We start from the raw sequence: 16,997 nt of genomic DNA, 5'->3' as shown, positions 1-16,997 counted from the left end.
ATAGGTTAGAAACTGTTCAGCAAACGGTCGAACAGTTGGCGCGCAACTGAGATAGCCTGCGCGTTGGCATTGTAGAGCTGCTCATAGCGAATCAGATTAGCGGCCTCTTCTTCCAGATTCACACCCGCGATGGAATCCCTCAGGGACTGGCTTTGAATCAATATTTTTTCTGCTGCATCCCGATTAATCTGTGACGCTGCCGTCCGGGTACCCACTTCCTCCACCACACGGCCGTAGGCATTGGCATAGGTGTTGCCCCCATCGATGGTTTTCTCCAGTTCCAGATCGACCAGATCGAGCGCATTGCGATTATCGGCCGTGGCATTCTGATTAAAGTCGAGCGTAAATGTGTCACCCGTTTGCGGGCTGCCATCAATACTGGCCTGAATACCCCAGTAGTTACTTTGTTGGAAATCCACAGCCTGGCTATTGCCAAACAACTGACTGACGGTGGGCAAGGTTTCCAGCCGGTAACCGTCAGCCAAGGTCACATCGACCCGGCCACCAATGACCACACCGGTCTGTACCGCGGGACCATTAGCAGTGATGCGAACCTGAGGATTAGTGCCATCGCCCACATCCATGTATTCGCCCGGCTGAGCGGTAAGCCGGACATCCAGATCATCGCCCAGACTGGAAATTATCCTTAAGCCGGCTCTGCCCGTCGCCTGGTCTACAGTGACCTGCGCGTAAGTGCCACTCTGATCGAGGGTGGTATTGTCGTTAACCTGTTTGGCGACAAAGGTTAAAAAACCAACGAGGTCTGACGCCGGATCCGGGATGGCCGGATCCAGTTCCAGCTGGCCGGTGACCGGGTTTGTGGTGTAAGGCAACAGACTTTCACCGTTCAGCGTTATTTGTAACGGCTCAGCCAGGCTCAGGTTGAAGTTATCCAATAATGCGCTGGTATGGGCATTCGCCGTCACGCCCGGGATATTCGACAGGCTACTGGCGAGTAAACGGGCGCTGCCATTCTGGCTGGTGGTAATCTGCTGCGTTACCGGCTGCCCGGTTGTCGGGCTGGTGTGAATCACCCGCAATATTTCAGCCGGGTAACGGTTACCCACAACACCCTGGCCACTGACACCACTTGATCCGCCCACCGTGGTAAAACTGGCGCCCTCAACATTAAACCCTAACAGGTTGTTCGCCTGCCCCGCCGGCGCTGGATCCAATCCCCCATCGGGATCGGCATCATAGTTTTGCAGCGTAATATCACCGTAACCCATGGACCGGAGCCGGAATGCCAGCTCCCCGTTCTCGTCTATATACGCCTCAGCTGCGGTGGACGCGAGGTCATCGTTAATATCCGCCAAAAGCGTAGCGTTATCGACGATCCCCGGGCTGTTAATCAATACCGTAAATGTGCCGTCAGATGCGCCATTGAGTGTATTGGACACCACTACATCAAATGCAAACTGATTTGCCGAACCGGAGAAATCTGTCACCGCATAGTTAGGCAGCGCCGCACCCGTGGGTTTAAGTGCCGCTTGTAATAATGGGGTGCTACCGGCCGGCAACCCGATTGCGCGACCATTTGTACTGGCCTGGGTCGCGCCGGGATCGGTACCAAACAGTGAATTGGATAACCCGGGGACATAACGCTGATTGCGCAAGGGCGGATCCAACTGAACCGGGTTACCCGGATCAGAATTGTCCAGAATGTCGTAGCTTGTGGGCGATGTGAATTTGACGATTAACGGCGGCGAAAACTTGCCCTGATTGGCAAACAAAGGCAACAAATCGCCGTTTGCATCCCTTGTCGCCAGGACTTCGCCCGCGGAAATCTCACCCGAGCCCTTATTGCTCAGACTCATGTCTGTTAGCAGAGGAGAACCGAAAGCGATATCTTCCGTGCGGGAGATTTCGTTATTGAAGGTTCTCGCGCCTTGGCGAGAGGGTTGTATCAGGAACTTGTCACCAGAACGAAAACTGCCCCCCTCGAAACTGAGGGTCAAGCCGTCAAACTCCACAGAATAAGGAAAGGTGCTACCCATGATTCCCTGTTCGGACACCACACCATCGGAAAGACGGGTAACCGTATACACACCGTTTGAGGTGATAGACAGCTCGTAATCTGAGGCGGTCATCTGTCTCACATCGGTGATTTGCAGGGACAAGCGCCGGTCGTCCGGCAGTGCATTATTGGCACTGCCTTTGATCCGGGTACTGAGATAATCCGGGTGGTTTGCATCGGCAAAAAACTGTTTACCATACAGGCTGTTTAAGTCTACGCCCTGGGAATGCACTTCGTTGAAACTCTCCCCCAATACGATTGCCAAACGGCCCAGTTCGTTAATGGTCGGATCCAGCACCTGCGAACGAAAGGTCAACAAACCGCCTAGCTGACCACCGGAAATCAGATCGGTGATCCGTTGGGCACCTTTTTCTCCGTCAAAAATAATGTCGGACTTGGAAGCATCAAACAGGCCATCTTCCAGCCGTAACTGGCGGGACTGGTTGCCAACCACCAACGGTTGCCCATTCCCCACCAACACATTGATTTGGCTGCCGTCCTGCTGAAACGTGCTGACTGAAACGAACTCTGCCAACTGACGCAAGGCTTCATCACGTTGGTCAAGCAGATCATTAGGTTGTGCGCCCTGCCCCTGTCCCACTGCGAGCGCGATCTTGTCGTTAAGATCTGCAATCACGGTGGTCAGTGAATTGATCTGTGAAATCGCAGTATTCAATTGCTGACTGACCCCGATATTGATGGCGTCTAGCCGGTCGTACAGCGTATTGAAACGCGTAGCGAGATTTTCCGCCTCGCTGACAATCAGCTGACGGCTGGGAATGGACGTGGGGTCATTCGCACCATTCTGCACAGACGCAAAAAAGCTCTGCATCGCCGTAGCCACACCGGTAGCCGGATCTGACAACAGCGAGTCTATTTGCCGGATGCTGTCATTAAATGTTTCCAGCTCATTGAACAGCGTGGTGTCGGTGCGCAGCTGATCGATGGCGAACTGACTGGCAACCCGCTCAATGGTTTGCAGATTAACACCGTTGCCTGCATAACTGCCCCCGAGAAAGGTCGCGCCATTGGTACCGGCCAGCGCCCGCTGCCGCGAATAGCCCGCGGTATCAGCATTGGTAATGTTATGGCTGGTGGTTTTAAGCGCTGCCTGACTGAAGCGTAGGCCACTGATGCTGATGCCAAGTAAATCTGCCATAAGTTAATCGCCACTGAAGCTAAATGTGTGGCAAGCGTCAATCTGACAAACGCCACGTTTCATCTTCATTTAAAGCAAATTGCGGGCCACTGCTTGCTTGAATTCCGGATCGGTAGCAATGCGGGCGATCTTTTCTGCATAGTGGGGATCTGTTGCGTAGCCGGCTTGCTGCAGCGCCTGCCCGTAATGGGCCGCCGATCCGGTATTGACTGCATGCTGGTATCGCGGTTTGGACAAGAACTGGACCAGATCTTCAAAAGCCGCGGTAAGATCCGGATAATCACGAAATTGGGCCTGTTCCTGATAAGCCTCTTCGCCCCGGAATTCTTTGACCCTACGCGATACCACATCGCCTTGCCAGTCACCACCGGCTTTTATATTGAACAGGTTGTTGGAGCTTTCACCCTTTTCGTTATGAATGACGGCCCTGCCCCAACCGGTTTCCAACGCCGCCTGAGCGAGAATCCCCTCAACGGCAACACCCAGTTTTTCTGCAGCCTGCCTGGCTTGTTCAAAAATCCGGTCGATGAAACCGTCCTTGTCTGCCGGCTTCGTAGTTTCAGTGTCGATGGTGGCAGCTGTTGCCGGGGCAATGGTCTTCGGCGAAGATTCGGCTGCAGAAATTCCTGTGGACGACTTGCCGGCCTGCGGCAACATCTTGCCGTAACTACGATCCAACTCTCTGTACAACACTTCCGCCAGCCCCATGCCCCGACCTTTAGTCAACTGCAGAGACATTTGCTGGTCCAGCAAGTCACGGTGGAACTTCATTTCGCTGGACTGGGTGAAGTTACCTTCGGCAAATACGTCTTCGGTAGCGCGCATGGTTTTCAGCATTTGTTGAACAAACATCGCCTCAAACTGGCGGGCCACCTCGCGCAGCGCTTGCTTGTCGCCTTTTCTGCCCGCTTTTTTGACCGCATCGAGGCTATTGAGATCGGTGAAATTATCGCGAAATGAAATATCCGGACCCATGGCGCCCCCTAGATCACGATCAGTTCTGCGCGCAGTGCACCGGACTGTTTAAGCGCTTCAAGTATTGCCATCAAATCACCGGGCGCAGCGCCGACCTGATTGACGGCTCTGACGATGTCATCGAGGCTGGTTCCGGCGTCAAATTTGAACATGGGGTTTATGTCTTCCTCCACATTGACGTTACTTTGCGGGACCACCACGGTCTGCCCGCCCCCCAGGGCATTGGGCTGACTGACTTGTATGGCTTCCGACACCGTAACCGTCAGGCTGCCATGGGTCACAGCCACCGGCGAAACGCGCACATGCTGCCCGACCACGATGGTGCCGGTACGGGAGTTGATCACGACCCTTGCCGGCTCTTCCCCAGGCACGACGTCAATATTTTCCAACAGCGACAGGTAATTGACGCGTTGGGCGGCATCCAGCGGTGCTTTTACTGAAACCGATACGGCATCAATCGGCGAAGCCACATCCGGACCCAGTTTATTATTGATACTCTCGGCTAACCGTTTGGCTGTGGTGAAGTCGGCCCGGTGCAAATTGAATACAATGGCCTTGCCATTGTCGAATGCAGTAGGGACTTCTTTTTCTACCAGGGCACCGCCCGGGATCCGGCCGACACTTGGCACATTGACGGTGACTTTGGACCCATCTATCCCTTCGGAACCAAACCCGCCGACAACCAGATTACCTTGCGCGATGGCGTAAATTTTCCCGTCGATCCCTTTCAATGGCGTCATGATCAGCGAGCCACCGCGCAGGCTTTTGGCGTTACCAATGGAGGACACAGTGACATCCAGTGTTTGCCCTGGCTTTGAAAACGCGGGCATATCCGCATGCACCGTCACTGCGGCGATATTTTTAAGCTGCAGCTTGATGCCCGGGGGCAAGGCGATGCCAAATTGATTCAACATATTCTGGAAGGATTGCACCGTAAACGGTGTCTGATTGGTTTGATCACCTGTACCGTTCAAACCAACCACCAGGCCATAGCCCACGAGCTGATTACTCCTCACGCCCTCAACTGATGCTATGTCTTTCACCCGCTCAGCGTAACTTGACTGCATCCCTAGCAGCAGTAATAAGGCAAGTAGTAGTCTCATAGCGGCCACACCCCGGAGTTAAAGAATTTCTGCAGCCAGCCCATTTCACCGGAGTCAGCCAGAGCACCGGTGCCGGCATAACTCAGGCGGGCATTGGCCAGACGCGTGGATTCGACGCTGTTGTCCAGCCCGATATCCTCTCGCCGGACGATGCCACTGACCCGGATAAACTCTTCACCTTTATTGAGCGTGATCCATTTTTCGCCGCGTATCACCAGATTGCCATTGGGTAATACGTCGGTGACGGTAGCGGTGATATTGCCTTGCAGGCTATTGCTCTGGTCGGCGTCGGATTCACCGGAAAAATCCCGGTCGTGCTGCGTTTCGGTATCTAACGTAAAGCCACCGGCCATGGGTGTTCGACCCAGTATGGTGCCCGAAAAACTGTTGTCCGACTCCTTCTTAACCGACACGCCGGAGCTTTTACTGCCGACGGTTCGTTCCGACAGCACAATGGTGATGATATCGCCCACACGCGTGGCCTTGCGGTCATCAAAAAAGCTGAGACTGTAATCACCGCGGTACAGAGACCCGCTTTCCGGTACCGGTGCGGGTGGTGTATGGGTCATCACCGGTGCATAAAACGGATCATTTTGTTTTGGCGGCGCCTGAACGGTACAGGCGGCGCTTGTCGCCAACAGCGTCAGCACCAACACGGTGTTAAGGAATCGATTAACCATAGCGCTCACCTACAGACTCTGGGTAATGAACTGCAACATCTGATCCGCAGTGGACACGACTTTTGAGTTCATTTCATAGGCACGTTGGGTGGTGATCATATTGACCATTTCTTCCACGATATCGACGTTGGAATTTTCCAAAGTACCCTGTAACACTTCACCCAAACCGTTTTCGCCCGGCGTGCCCGGCTGTGGATTACCGCTGGCGGCTGTCTCGAGGAACAGATTGCCACCGATGGCCTCAAGGCCTGCGGGGTTAATAAAGTCCACCAACTGAATATCGCCCACCTGCTGAGGGTTGGGGTCACCCGGTACAAACACGTTCACTACGCCATCAGTGCCGATGGTGATACGATTGGCATCATCGGGAATAGTGATGGCAGGTTCCAGCAGCAGGCCATTGGCATTCACCAGCTGGCCATCTGCATTGAGGTGTAACTGGCCATTCCTGGAATATGAGATAGTGCCATCCGGTCTCAGAATCTGAAGGAATCCGCGGCCATTAATAGCCACATCCAGGGATTGGTCAGTCACTTGCAGGCTGCCGGTGGTAAATTGTTTCTGAGTGCCCACCACCCGCACGCCGGTGCCCAATTGCAAGCCCGAGGGCAGCTGGGTGTCTTGCGTGGTTTGCGCGCCTGGCTGACGCTGGATCTGATACAGCAGATCCTCAAAGACCGCCCGATCACGCTTATAACCCACCGTGGAGGCATTGGACAGGTTGTTGGAAATCGTGGTGAGCTGCTTATCATGGGCGCTGAGGCCGGTCTTGCTCACGTATAGTGCTGAATGCATGGTTTTCTCCCTACCGACTACCGGTATCTTTAGCCAATTTGCAACATGCGTGCACTGGCTTCCGAGTTCCCCTGTACGGTACTCATCATTTTTACTTGCAATTCGTATTGACGGGACAAGCTCAATACCTGAGTAAATTCATTGACTGCATTGACGTTACTCGTCTCCAGAAACCCGGACGTGACGGTGATGTTGGCGTCCTCGGGAGGCACATTGCCATCGCGGGTCACAAAATAACCCTGTGGATTTTTTTCCAGGTTAGCTAAATCCGGGTTTACCAATCGTAAACGGTCGAGTTGGGCAGGCGTTTGCGGCCCCTCACCGGCATTGATGACGGATATACTGCCATCCAATCCGATTTCGACTTTTTCCTGTGGCGGAATGGTAATCGGGCCGCCGTTGCCCAGCACAGCCAACCCTTCGCCATTGCGCAGTACGCCTTCGGCATCAATCTGAAATTCACCCGCCCTTGTGTAGACTTCTTCGCCGGTTGGCAATTGCACAGCAAAGAAACCGGCGCCATTGATGGCAACATCCAATTCTCTGCCAGTTTCGTGCATCGCGCCGGCAGAAAAATCAGATGCCGGATTTTCCGTCAGCGCATACGCTCGGGTAGGATGTGTTTCACCATAAAACACCGGCATGGCCCGGGCCTGGGCAAAGTCAGCCTTAAACCCGGTGCTGTTTATGTTTGCCAGATTATTGGAATGGGCAGTCTGCGCGCGCATATTGTGCTTCGCGCCAGTCATTGCCAGATATAGAGCCTTGTCCATCATGCCTCCCAGAGCCAAAAAACAGTCGGCCTAAACGTCTGTTATTAGTACTGCAAGGACAATGCCAAGGTTAAAGCGGGGAAAGAACAGCCCCGCGCACAGGCGGGGCATAAATCAATTAACGGATATTGATGATGGTTTGAGTGACGGTGTCGGCAGTCTCGATGGTTTTCGCGCTGGCCTGGAAGTTGCGCTGCGCGATAATCAGATTCACCAGCTGTTGCGAAAGATCCACATTGGAGTCTTCCAGTGCGCCCGCATTAATCGCGCCCAAGGCAGCCGTGCCAGGCGTGCCTATTTGGGGAATGCCCGATTCAAAGTTCTCCGCCCACATGGTGTCTCCAACCGGCTGAAGGCCCTGCACATTGGCGAAATCGGCAATCCCCAGCTGACCCAGTACCTGCGCCTCACCATTGGTGAAACGAGCAAAGATCACACCGCCATCATCAATGTTAATACCGGACAACCGGCCAGTGGCGTAGCCGTTCTGATCGACGTTATTCACGGCAAAGTCACTGCCAAACTGGGTGGTTCCCACCATATCGATCTCGAAGTTACTGCTGGTTGGCGGCTCAACCACCGGCAAGGCTCCGCCCTGCAATACATTCAAGGGCGGTAAAGCGCCGTTAGGATTGCCATTACGGTCCAACGGCACCCAGTTCGACACCAGAATATCGTCGCTCAAGAGCGGGTCCAGACTGCCGTTTGAGTTGAAATGCAGATTGAATGAGGCCTGGGTCGGCAAAAGATTGCCGGGCGGCGGCAATGTGGTATCCGGATCGCCCACATCTTCGCCGTCGATCTGTACGTACATCAGCCAGTGGTTGGGTGACGTCAATGGATCCGTCGTATCATACGGCTGGCGCACGAAGTACTGGGTCATGACATGACTGTTGCCCAGCGAGTCATACACGGTAACCGATGTCGCGTGGTTGTAAGTCCCCTGATCAGTTGGATCAAACTGGTTAATCACAAAAGGCTGAAATGTCCCAGCGGTAAAGGGGCTGTACAGGCCGATGGCCGGCGGATTGGGATTGGTCAGTGTATAACCCTGGTCCAAAACGATATCGATTTCGCCGCCTACCATGATCGCATTGAGCGCCGCATCGCTGTTGCCGGCCCCCACCCCGTTGTTGGAGGGATCCGCCTCGAGTGTTTGCGATGGCACCGCCGGGTTACCCTGCACTTCCAGCGTGTCACCGTCATTGGGTGACGAGATGGTAAACCGCAAATCGTCACCGATACTCGAGGTAATCTGCAGGTTCCCAGTTACAGGATCCAACTGGGCAGTGATGCCGGGCAGCGTTGAAGAAGACAGATTATTAATTTCGGCTTCAAGCGCTGTCAGGTCGTTACCAGTCAACTGAACGTTATTCAGCGAAATAATCATGTTGCCGGCGCTGTTGTTGTAGCCCGCGGCAATAATGGAGGCTGTTGACGTAGCCGTGGCGGTGACACCGGCGAGCGCATTCATTTCCGATGCTATTTCCGACGCGGTGGAACCGGCCGGGCTGGTATAGGTGATTGTCTGGGTCGGACCGACCACATCGATGGACTGTTGCGGATAGCCATTGGTGACTGCCGGGGTACCGGAATTGTCCTGGATAGTACCCGCACCAATAGCCCCTGCCAGTCCGATGGTACCGGCATTGCCGCTGGCATTCGTCAGCGTCACCTGGGCGGGCTCACCGCTTTGCAGCGCCTGAAATTCAAGGTGGTAATTGCCACCCCCGTCATCCACCGCAACAGCGATGACGTCGATTGCAGTTTGCGGTAGCGTGGGCGAAAAGATCTGGCCGTTAATAACGCCTTCCAGCGTACGCAAATCATTGAAGTTATTAACATTGGCCGGAACGCCATTGGCTGTGTTCAACGTGATACTGACGGTGCCGTTATTCCCCGAAGACGCACCGGCAATCTGGACATCAAAAGTAATGGTGTTGGTATTGAAATCAAAACCGGCACCCGGCAGTGCAAAGCTGGTTGAATTAGCCGTGGACGTAGTGTCGTTTTGTAAGCCCACCTGCGTCACGGCAATGGCATTGCCATCGGTTATCAGGGTGGAGCCAGAGCGTTGTAATACCGGCGCGTTGGCATTCAGGTTAAGCGCCGATTCCACCAGAGTAGTCTGACGCGGCGGCTGATTGCCGGTCTGGATCTGCAGATCACCGATAACCCCCCCTACCACTCCGTTAATGTCCGCTGCAAACCCCTGCAGTCGGGCGTCAACGTTATTGACAATATATCCGTCTTTATCAAGCGAGAAGGTGCCTGCCCGCGAATAGAAGGCATCGCCGTTCTGATTCAGAATGAAGAAACCCGCACCGCTGATCGCGAGGTCAAGCTCGTTCTCAGTAAAACTGATATTGCCCTGGGAAAATTGCTGGGACACATCCTGCAATCGGACTCCGCCACCAATGGTATTAACACCGGCGCCCAGAATCGTGGTGGCATAGACATCGCCAAACTCCGCACGGGAACTTTTAAACCCTACCGTACTTGCGTTGGCAATGTTATTGCCGGTAATTTTCAGGTCGGAATTGGCAGCACGGATGCCGCTGAGTGCTGTATTGAATGGCATAATCTATTCCCGCCTCAGTTAAATTGCTTCACATCGCTCATGGCGACCGGGCCAATGCCCGCTAAATTCAAAGTCAGTTTTCCATCAGCCCCCAAGGTAACGCTATTGACGTTGGCACTCAGGGCTGTTTCGATCCGCGTGGGCTCTCCATCGATACTGGCGGTGACCTCAAATCGGTATTTACCCGGTGCACGGCCGTTCTCTTCGCCTGATTGCCAGTCCAGCAACTCGCCATTGACCTCCATGAATTTGCCATCCCAGCGAAACACCACATCACCGCGCGTCTGCAGTCCCAATGGCACAGACTCAAGCAATGAGCCATTTTCGCCATAAATATCCACCTGCAAATCGGTGGTGGTGGCGGGCAACGTCACGCTGCCACTGATGACATCGTTCATCGCCAGGTAGGACTCATCGCCCGGCACGGTCACTTTGCGGCCGACCAACGATGAGGCTTGCAATGCCTGGTTCGACATCATCGACGCGGAAAAACCAGAGAAGTTCTTATTCAGCTTCTCAATTTCCTCGAGCTCACTGAACTGGGCCAACTCAGCGATAAATGCAGTATCATCCTGCGGATTGAGTGGGTCCTGGTTCTGCATTTTGACCATCAGCAGGTTCAGGAATTCTGCCCGCCCCAATTCGTTAGTCTTCGGTTCTTCCGCGTATTTTGACGTGGAAGTCAGATGGTCGAGTACGTTGCCGGTGGTTGATATGCCAGTCATAGCGACACCTATTCTTTACTGTCCGATGGTGAGAACACGCTGCATCATTTGCTTGGCAGAGTTCATCACTTCCACGTTGGCCTGAAAACTGCGCGACGCAGAGATCATATTGGCCATTTCTTCGACCACATTGACATTGGGGTAGTAGACATAGCCGTCATCGTCGGCCAGCGGGTGTTCGGGTTCATAGCGCGGTTGCAGTGGCGCATCGCTTTCCACAATACCCAATACCTGCACACCACCGGTGTTTTCCCGCGCGCTGGAGACCGGCATCATGCCGCCTCTCGCCTGATTCAGCGCAGCGGTGAATACCGGATGGCGCGCCCGGTAAACTTCGTCGTAGCTGCTACTGGCCGACTGGGCATTGGCCATATTACTGGCGGTTGTATTCAGTCGCAGGCTCTGCGCATTCAGACCGGAGCCGGCAATGCCAAAAATTGCGTCAAGAGACATGATTACTCTCCTTTAATTGCCGATGTCAGGCCTTTGAACTTGCTGTTGAGGAAGGTGAAGCTGGCCTGAAAAGCCAGTGCGTTTTTCATATAAGCCGCGTGTTCAACCTGCTCTTCTACCGTATTGCCGTCGACCGACGGTTGATTTGGCGTGCGGTACAGCAGGTCATCGAGCGCTACAATGGTGCTGCCTTCCAGGTGTTTGTCTGAGGTGGTTTTGAGGTCAAAGCGTTGCCGCTGACTTCCCTCCAAACGCTGCTGCAATGCGGCCGCGAAGTCGATATCGCGCGCCTTGTAGTGCGGCGTATCCGCATTGGCCAGATTGTTTGCAAGCACTTCGGCGCGACGGGCACGCAAGCCCAAGGTGTGCTCGAAATACCCGGTAGCATTACTGAAACTGATAGCCATTGCTTGAGTCCACCACGTGTTAACACTTTTCACTGGTTCTGTTTTGCAATAGCTATGCCAGATTAATAAAGTTGTACGGTGTGCGGCCCGGCTGGGCGTTTACAGCGACAGCAACGCTGAGTCGGATAGCGTGTTTTCGCACGAAAAACACAGGGGAAAGCGTAATTCACTGGCGAAAATTCAGTATTTTGCTGCTTTTGTAAAGCCAAAAAAAAAGCTCAGGCGAGCGTCTACCGCAAAGTAAATGGACCCTCGCGGAGCGCAAAGTGCGGAAAAAGGAACCGGTGGCGGCAAGCAAAGCGGCAACTATTGGCCGCTCTGCTATTTTGCGCGGTACATGATACCGGGATTGCAATGCACCATGTCATAGAGATCTGAAGCACCTGCCAACCCTTCGGAGGCACCCAAAAACAGTACCCCGCCAGGTTCTAACGAACGGTGTATGCGCGTGAGTATGTCGTGCTTCAGGTCGTGATTGAAATAAATCAGCACGTTACGGCAGAAAACCACATGAAAACGCCCCAATCCGCCATAGCTCTCCTGAAGATTGAGCGCCCGGTATTGGATCCTGCGGGCTATCGAAGGCTTGGCGCGCCAGCGATTGTCGTCGATTGCATCGAAGTATTGCTGCAACCGCTGACTGGATAAACCGCGCAATACCGAAGCCCGGTCATACTCAGCTCGCCGGGCCACCTCCAGCATGGAGGGGGAAAGATCTGTCCCCAACACTTCAACGCCCGCGCGCAATGCACCAGGCGAGCCTTGCAGGAACTCATCTACCGCCATACTGATGGACAGCGGTTCCTGACCTGAACTGCACGCGGCAGACCAGATCTTGACCGACGTTGCGCTGTTACAGAGCTCAGGCAAAATCTGGTCTTTTAGTACATCAAAAGGGTAAGTATCACGAAACCAGAAGGTTTCATTGGTGGTCATGGCATCGATAACAGCATCGCGCATGGGCGAGTAACGCTGGCGTTCCAGTTCGGCTACCAGCGCGCCCAGATCGGCCACCCCAAAGTGTGACAGTAAGGGCAACACCCGCGTGGTCACCAGGTACTGTTTGTTTTCGGCAAGAAAAATGCCACAGGCAGCATGGAGGAAATCACGGAATTTTTTGAAATGCTCTGGATCTAAACTGCTTTGTGCACTCACGTGCTACCCCTTAGCAACAGTCAATCAATCCACACGAGGAGCCTTATGGCTCCTCATCCAGGATACTTTCACCACACATTTCTTTGACCCGGTCATTCACCCTACGGGCAAGGTCATCGGGATGAAATTTAGCCAGAAAGTCATTGGCACCCACCTTTTTCACCATCGCCTCGTTAAAGACACCACTGAGGGAGGTGTGCAGAATGATGTGCAAATCCTTCAGCGCCGGGTTGGCACGGACTTCCGCAGTAAAGGTATAACCGTCCATTTCAGGCATCTCGATATCTGAAATAACCAACAGCAGTTCCTCAGAAACCTTTTTGCCTTCTTTGGCCAGACCCTCCAGAAATTCCAGCGCTTCCCTGCCATCCTTGCACAGCGTCGTTTTCAGCCCCATGGACTCGATCACACGCTGAATTTGCTTGCGCGCAATGGTGGAATCATCGGCAATTAACACGTGCTTCTGCACTACGCGTTCAGCAATGCCGTCCTCGATAACCCCGGCAGATATTTCTTCGTTGATTGGCGACACCTCCGCCAGAATTTTTTCAACGTCGATAATCTCAACCAGCTGGCCTTCGACCTCGGTAACCGCAGTGAGGTAGTTTTCATGCCCAGAACCTTTGGGTGGCGGATGAATACTTTCCCAGTTCATATTGACAATCCGCTCGACCTTATTGACCAGAAAGCCCTGGGTTGAACGGTTGTATTCGGTAATGATGACGAAGCATTCCTGAAGATTCCGCAAGGGCCCATGACCCGTGGCCAGGTTCATATCCATTATGGAAATGGTGCCACCGCGGATGTGCGCCACACCACGAACGACGGGGTTGCGCTTAGGAATTTCGTTCAGAGGTGGGCATTGCAGCACCTCTTTGACTTTGAACACGTTAATACCATACAGCTGCTTGCCTGCGAGCCGGAACAGCAACAGCTCCAGGCGATTCTGGCCTACCAGCTGTGTACGTTGGTTAACACTGTCTAAAACACCTGCCATTCTGGCCCCCAAAACTAGCCGGATATTACCGCTGCCATTAAACATAGCCCATGTTCAATGCTTTCGCCGCCCGGCATGTATGTTGCATCAACCCTTAACAAAGCCGGTACTGTCAAAGCTCTGACAAGGATAGCTACCAGAAAGCTTGTCGGCGAACCCGGCATTTACTTTAGTTACACAATAGCGAGAGGCGCCCCTATGACCTGTTTGCGTACATTGACTTTCGGTGTACTGGCAGTGCTATCACAGGTGTGTGTGGCTACGGAACAGTGGCAAGCATTAGAGCCGGTATCCCGGACCGCGCAGGACTACCTGACGGCGTACTATCAGGGGCTCTATCCTGCATACAATCTGAGCATCAGGGTCAATCAACCAGACGACCGGCTGAAACTGCGTCGTTGCGACAAAGAATTGACACCATCGCACTCCTCGCTCTCGCCAGCCGGGGGGCAAAGCACCGTCAGAGTCAGCTGCAATGGCGCGCACCCCTGGAACTTGTATGTCTCCGCCGACGTCACTATCCGGGCCCCTGTGGTTCATGCATCGACCAGTCTGCCCAAGGGCGAGCAACTGACGGACGCCGACCTGGTGCTGATTGAAGTGCCACTGGATCAGGCGCCAAGGGGCTTTTTACTGCTTAAAGAAGAGGCCATCGGCATGGAGACGCGGCGCTCATTACGCCCGCAACAGGCACTCCGCGCGCGGGATCTGATTGAACCAATGCTTATCCAGCGGGGTGACAGAGTGGTAGTCGCCGCCAATATCGGTGGGTTAACCGTGATTGCACCGGGTACCGCCTTGAGCAATGGCCGACTAGGCCAGCAGATTCCCATAGAGAACCTGCGTTCGGAGCGAAAGATACGGGCAAAGGTGGTGGCTGAGGGACGTGTTGAAGTACCAATGTAAGGGGCATGGTAAGGGTTCGGGGTAAGGAATTCCTGCGGAGGGTAAAAAAAGCCTAAAGCTTCTGCGAAACCCGCCGACAACCCAATGTACAGTAGTGATTCCGGTGTACAACGACTAAATTGATAGTATTGTTTCCGGGTATGACAAACCGCACGCCAGCGGGTCATATGACCCAAACACAGTGCGCACTCACGATAAAGCAGGCCACATTATGATGATTGATCCCAAAGCCGGACTTGGTAATCTGGCAACTCAGCAGAGCCAACGGGGCAATAACCGCGTGGCTGAGAACCGGGCAAACCAGGCCGATGCGCCAGCAAACCCGGTCGATAGCGTTAATCTGAGCAAAGAGGCGCTCAGCCTCAAAAAGCTGGAAGACAATATCGCAAAGGCACCTGTGGTAGATCAGGACAAGGTCGCCAGCCTGAAAGCGGCGATTGCCGACGGCAGCTATAAAATCGATCCGGAGCGCCTGGCAGAGCGCATTTTAGGCGCAGAGGGGATCTGACCGCTGTAATCCCCTCTTCCACGGCCGGTATTTGAACGCCCCTCCACATCCCCCTCTTTGATGGCACTCATATTGCTTTCTTTGTTCTGACAGAATCACATGCAGGATAGAGAAATGGCCACACCCCTGAGTTTTCAAATCATGTCCCTGATTCAGGCCGAGCTGAAGGACGCCGGGCAGCTGTTGGGGTTGCTCCAGCAGGAAGCCGGCATGCTGGCGCAGCGCAAACTGGATCAACTGGGCCAGATTATCGAACAGAAGAGCCAATTACTGGTGGCGCTGGAACAAGCGGGAGGCAAACGCAAGGCCCTGCTTGACGCCAATCAGCTGCCACCCAATGATGTGGGATGGCGTAACCTCATGGCTAAAGGTCGGGATCAGGCCCTCATGCAGAACTGGGCCAAATTGGAAAAGCTCATTAAGCAATGTAAAGCGGCAAACGAAACTAACGGTAAACTACTGAACCGCAGCCAGCGCAGCCTGAGCCAGCTGACGCAGTTACTTAAGGGGCAAAAACCCGCCGAGAACCTGTACACCGCCAAAGGTACATACAAGGCCCAGCGCGCGGCCCTTACCTACACTCAGGCCTGATAAAACCTGATGGATGAACAATTAGCCGAAAGCCAGCATCTGAGTAATCCCGAAGACATTCTCCGGGTACTGCAGGCCTTGTTACTGAACCGCAGCCTGCTCACCGTGGCGCAACCGGGTACCCAGGCACTGGCTTCAAGCATGGTTGTCGCCATAGACGACCAGACTGGTTACTGGCTCATTGATGCGTTATCGGACGAAACACTGCAACATCAGCTTAGGTCGGGGCAAACGATTCTGATTCGCGCGGCCTATGGCGGCATCCAGGTATCCTGTGAAGCAAAGGTTCAGGACCAGGTAGAGTGGGACTATTTACCTGCCGTTAAACTCACGCTGCCGCAAAAAATGCTGCACCGGCAACGGCGCGCCGCATTCCGGGCAGATATTGCCGCCGCCGACAGACCCCACATACAGCTGGAATCCAATCAACGCCCGGAACCGCTACACGGGCAGGTATTTGACATCTCGGCAGACGGCGTGGGCGTGCTGTTTGACAAATTTATCCGGCCACCCATCGAACCCGGCGAACTGTTCAGTTGCGCCCAGTTGCACCCCGCACTGCCCCAACAGCACTGGCAGCTGATGGCCAAGCACCCGCAATATGACAAGATGAATGACAAATACCGGTGCGGCTTCAGCCTTGTCGATATGAACGCGGCCGATGCCAAGCGGATCAGCCAATGGGTACTGGCCGAGCAGCGCAAGCAACGAATGAGCCGTCGACGCTAAGGGGCAGACGGCACAGTGGCCTGGCGGCCCACCGGATTACAGTGTTTGATGACCACCTTCCCCTCTAACAGATTGCCCTTGGAATACTCATAGAAATAGCAGGTATTGGTGGCCGGGTCGTAATTTTCCACCCACAGATTGTCGTCCTTCCAGGTAGTCGCGATGTGCTGCTGCCCCTTGGGGACGCTGATAGTCATTACGCCACCAAAGCGCTTGACGAAGACCTGTTCAAAATGGAAAAAGTAGGCGCACCAGCCCGCGACCATCACGACAGAAGCGGAAATAAAGCCCCATTTCCAAGCCCCGCGTTTACCAAATTGATACAGCGCGCCGGCGGCGAGCGCGAAAAACAACACCCAATAGGTATAGGTAATCATCTGCTAAATCCCGAGCGAAAATTCACGTGTTTGGAGTCTACCCTGCCGCTATCAGTGCTGCCGGAC

Annotated in this window: 17 protein-coding genes; 4 read left to right on the top strand and 13 right to left on the bottom strand. The window is 54.1% G+C overall.

Features of this window, described 5'->3' with window-relative positions; translation table 11 throughout:
- Nucleotides 1–5 precede the first annotated feature (5 nt).
- The 12 genes from flgK to M5M_RS02195 all read right to left on the bottom strand — a co-directional run bounded on the left by flgK (nucleotide 6) and on the right by M5M_RS02195 (nucleotide 13,820).
- The gene (flgK, locus tag M5M_RS02250) at nucleotides 6–3,176 is read right to left on the bottom strand and encodes a flagellar hook-associated protein FlgK (protein ID WP_015045842.1); all 3,171 of its coding nucleotides are present in this window, start codon (nucleotides 3,174–3,176) and stop codon (nucleotides 6–8) included.
- A 69-nt stretch (nucleotides 3,177–3,245) separates the two neighbouring features.
- On the bottom strand, nucleotides 3,246–4,151 hold the full coding sequence (flgJ, locus tag M5M_RS02245) for a flagellar assembly peptidoglycan hydrolase FlgJ (RefSeq protein ID WP_015045841.1): 906 nt from the start codon (nucleotides 4,149–4,151) through the stop codon (nucleotides 3,246–3,248).
- Nucleotides 4,152–4,159: 8 nt separating this feature from the next.
- On the bottom strand, nucleotides 4,160–5,218 hold the full coding sequence (locus M5M_RS02240) for a flagellar basal body P-ring protein FlgI (protein WP_338057816.1): 1,059 nt from the start codon (nucleotides 5,216–5,218) through the stop codon (nucleotides 4,160–4,162).
- A gap of 32 nt (nucleotides 5,219–5,250) precedes the next feature.
- Nucleotides 5,251–5,934 (bottom strand): flagellar basal body L-ring protein FlgH, encoded by a 684-nt coding sequence (gene flgH / locus M5M_RS02235; RefSeq protein WP_015045839.1) that lies wholly within the window; start codon nucleotides 5,932–5,934, stop codon nucleotides 5,251–5,253.
- 9 nt (nucleotides 5,935–5,943) lie between these two features.
- Nucleotides 5,944–6,729: a flagellar basal-body rod protein FlgG gene (flgG, locus tag M5M_RS02230; protein WP_015045838.1), complete on the bottom strand. Its 786-nt coding sequence runs from the start codon at nucleotides 6,727–6,729 to the stop codon at nucleotides 5,944–5,946.
- 29 nt (nucleotides 6,730–6,758) lie between these two features.
- The gene (gene flgF, locus M5M_RS02225; protein ID WP_016389174.1) at nucleotides 6,759–7,502 is read right to left on the bottom strand and encodes a flagellar basal-body rod protein FlgF; all 744 of its coding nucleotides are present in this window, start codon (nucleotides 7,500–7,502) and stop codon (nucleotides 6,759–6,761) included.
- A gap of 118 nt (nucleotides 7,503–7,620) precedes the next feature.
- Nucleotides 7,621–10,083 carry a flagellar hook-basal body complex protein gene (locus tag M5M_RS02220; protein ID WP_015045836.1) on the bottom strand — a complete coding sequence of 821 codons (2,463 nt, stop codon included), beginning with the start codon at nucleotides 10,081–10,083 and terminating at the stop codon, nucleotides 7,621–7,623.
- A 14-nt stretch (nucleotides 10,084–10,097) separates the two neighbouring features.
- A complete protein-coding gene (locus M5M_RS02215) occupies nucleotides 10,098–10,808 on the bottom strand; it encodes a flagellar hook assembly protein FlgD (RefSeq protein ID WP_015045835.1) in 711 nt (236 codons plus the stop codon).
- A 15-nt stretch (nucleotides 10,809–10,823) separates the two neighbouring features.
- Nucleotides 10,824–11,261: a flagellar basal body rod protein FlgC gene (flgC, locus tag M5M_RS02210; protein WP_015045834.1), complete on the bottom strand. Its 438-nt coding sequence runs from the start codon at nucleotides 11,259–11,261 to the stop codon at nucleotides 10,824–10,826.
- A 2-nt stretch (nucleotides 11,262–11,263) separates the two neighbouring features.
- Entirely contained in the window at nucleotides 11,264–11,668 is a 405-nt protein-coding gene (flgB, locus tag M5M_RS02205) for a flagellar basal body rod protein FlgB (protein WP_015045833.1), read from the bottom strand.
- A 321-nt stretch (nucleotides 11,669–11,989) separates the two neighbouring features.
- Nucleotides 11,990–12,823: a CheR family methyltransferase gene (locus tag M5M_RS02200; RefSeq protein WP_015045832.1), complete on the bottom strand. Its 834-nt coding sequence runs from the start codon at nucleotides 12,821–12,823 to the stop codon at nucleotides 11,990–11,992.
- A 43-nt stretch (nucleotides 12,824–12,866) separates the two neighbouring features.
- Complete coding sequence (locus M5M_RS02195; protein ID WP_024330273.1) at nucleotides 12,867–13,820, bottom strand: chemotaxis protein CheV; 954 nt, start codon at nucleotides 13,818–13,820, stop codon at nucleotides 12,867–12,869.
- A 198-nt stretch (nucleotides 13,821–14,018) separates the two neighbouring features.
- On the opposite strand from M5M_RS02195, the gene flgA reads away from it, so the two are divergent.
- The 4 genes from flgA (at nucleotide 14,019) to M5M_RS02175 (ending at nucleotide 16,554) form a co-directional block, all read left to right on the top strand.
- A complete protein-coding gene (gene flgA / locus M5M_RS02190; RefSeq protein WP_015045830.1) occupies nucleotides 14,019–14,726 on the top strand; it encodes a flagellar basal body P-ring formation chaperone FlgA in 708 nt (235 codons plus the stop codon).
- A gap of 211 nt (nucleotides 14,727–14,937) precedes the next feature.
- The gene (gene flgM / locus M5M_RS02185) at nucleotides 14,938–15,234 is read left to right on the top strand and encodes a flagellar biosynthesis anti-sigma factor FlgM (RefSeq protein WP_015045829.1); all 297 of its coding nucleotides are present in this window, start codon (nucleotides 14,938–14,940) and stop codon (nucleotides 15,232–15,234) included.
- A 114-nt stretch (nucleotides 15,235–15,348) separates the two neighbouring features.
- Nucleotides 15,349–15,825, top strand: a complete 477-nt coding sequence (locus tag M5M_RS02180; RefSeq protein WP_015045828.1) for a flagella synthesis protein FlgN — start codon at nucleotides 15,349–15,351, stop codon at nucleotides 15,823–15,825.
- Nucleotides 15,826–15,834: 9 nt separating this feature from the next.
- On the top strand, nucleotides 15,835–16,554 hold the full coding sequence (locus tag M5M_RS02175) for a flagellar regulator YcgR PilZN domain-containing protein (RefSeq protein WP_015045827.1): 720 nt from the start codon (nucleotides 15,835–15,837) through the stop codon (nucleotides 16,552–16,554).
- On the opposite strand, the gene M5M_RS02170 is transcribed toward M5M_RS02175, so the two are convergent.
- On the bottom strand, nucleotides 16,551–16,931 hold the full coding sequence (locus M5M_RS02170) for a hypothetical protein (protein WP_015045826.1): 381 nt from the start codon (nucleotides 16,929–16,931) through the stop codon (nucleotides 16,551–16,553). The two genes, M5M_RS02175 and M5M_RS02170, sit on opposite strands and share 4 nt — an antisense overlap.
- Nucleotides 16,932–16,997: the final 66 nt, after the last annotated feature.

Source organism: Simiduia agarivorans SA1 = DSM 21679 (assembly GCF_000305785.2).
Taxonomy (GTDB): domain Bacteria; phylum Pseudomonadota; class Gammaproteobacteria; order Pseudomonadales; family Cellvibrionaceae; genus Simiduia; species Simiduia agarivorans.
Note: the sequence above shows the minus strand (reverse complement) of the source record. Positions and strands in the feature narration are given on the sequence as shown.

Coding starts and splice junctions, on each gene's coding strand:
- M5M_RS02170 (WP_015045826.1), bottom strand. CDS start 16,931: ATGATTACCTATACCTATTGGGTGTTGTTTTTCGCGCTCGCCGCCGGC.
- flgH (WP_015045839.1), bottom strand. CDS start 5,934: ATGGTTAATCGATTCCTTAACACCGTGTTGGTGCTGACGCTGTTGGCG.
- flgA (WP_015045830.1), top strand. CDS start 14,019: ATGACCTGTTTGCGTACATTGACTTTCGGTGTACTGGCAGTGCTATCA.
- M5M_RS02180 (WP_015045828.1), top strand. CDS start 15,349: ATGGCCACACCCCTGAGTTTTCAAATCATGTCCCTGATTCAGGCCGAG.
- M5M_RS02220 (WP_015045836.1), bottom strand. CDS start 10,083: ATGCCATTCAATACAGCACTCAGCGGCATCCGTGCTGCCAATTCCGAC.
- flgF (WP_016389174.1), bottom strand. CDS start 7,502: ATGGACAAGGCTCTATATCTGGCAATGACTGGCGCGAAGCACAATATG.
- flgM (WP_015045829.1), top strand. CDS start 14,938: ATGATGATTGATCCCAAAGCCGGACTTGGTAATCTGGCAACTCAGCAG.
- flgJ (WP_015045841.1), bottom strand. CDS start 4,151: ATGGGTCCGGATATTTCATTTCGCGATAATTTCACCGATCTCAATAGC.
- M5M_RS02195 (WP_024330273.1), bottom strand. CDS start 13,820: ATGGCAGGTGTTTTAGACAGTGTTAACCAACGTACACAGCTGGTAGGC.
- flgK (WP_015045842.1), bottom strand. CDS start 3,176: ATGGCAGATTTACTTGGCATCAGCATCAGTGGCCTACGCTTCAGTCAG.
- M5M_RS02240 (WP_338057816.1), bottom strand. CDS start 5,218: ATGCAGTCAAGTTACGCTGAGCGGGTGAAAGACATAGCATCAGTTGAG.
- M5M_RS02215 (WP_015045835.1), bottom strand. CDS start 10,808: ATGACTGGCATATCAACCACCGGCAACGTACTCGACCATCTGACTTCC.
- flgC (WP_015045834.1), bottom strand. CDS start 11,261: ATGTCTCTTGACGCAATTTTTGGCATTGCCGGCTCCGGTCTGAATGCG.
- flgG (WP_015045838.1), bottom strand. CDS start 6,729: ATGCATTCAGCACTATACGTGAGCAAGACCGGCCTCAGCGCCCATGAT.
- M5M_RS02175 (WP_015045827.1), top strand. CDS start 15,835: ATGGATGAACAATTAGCCGAAAGCCAGCATCTGAGTAATCCCGAAGAC.
- flgB (WP_015045833.1), bottom strand. CDS start 11,668: ATGGCTATCAGTTTCAGTAATGCTACCGGGTATTTCGAGCACACCTTG.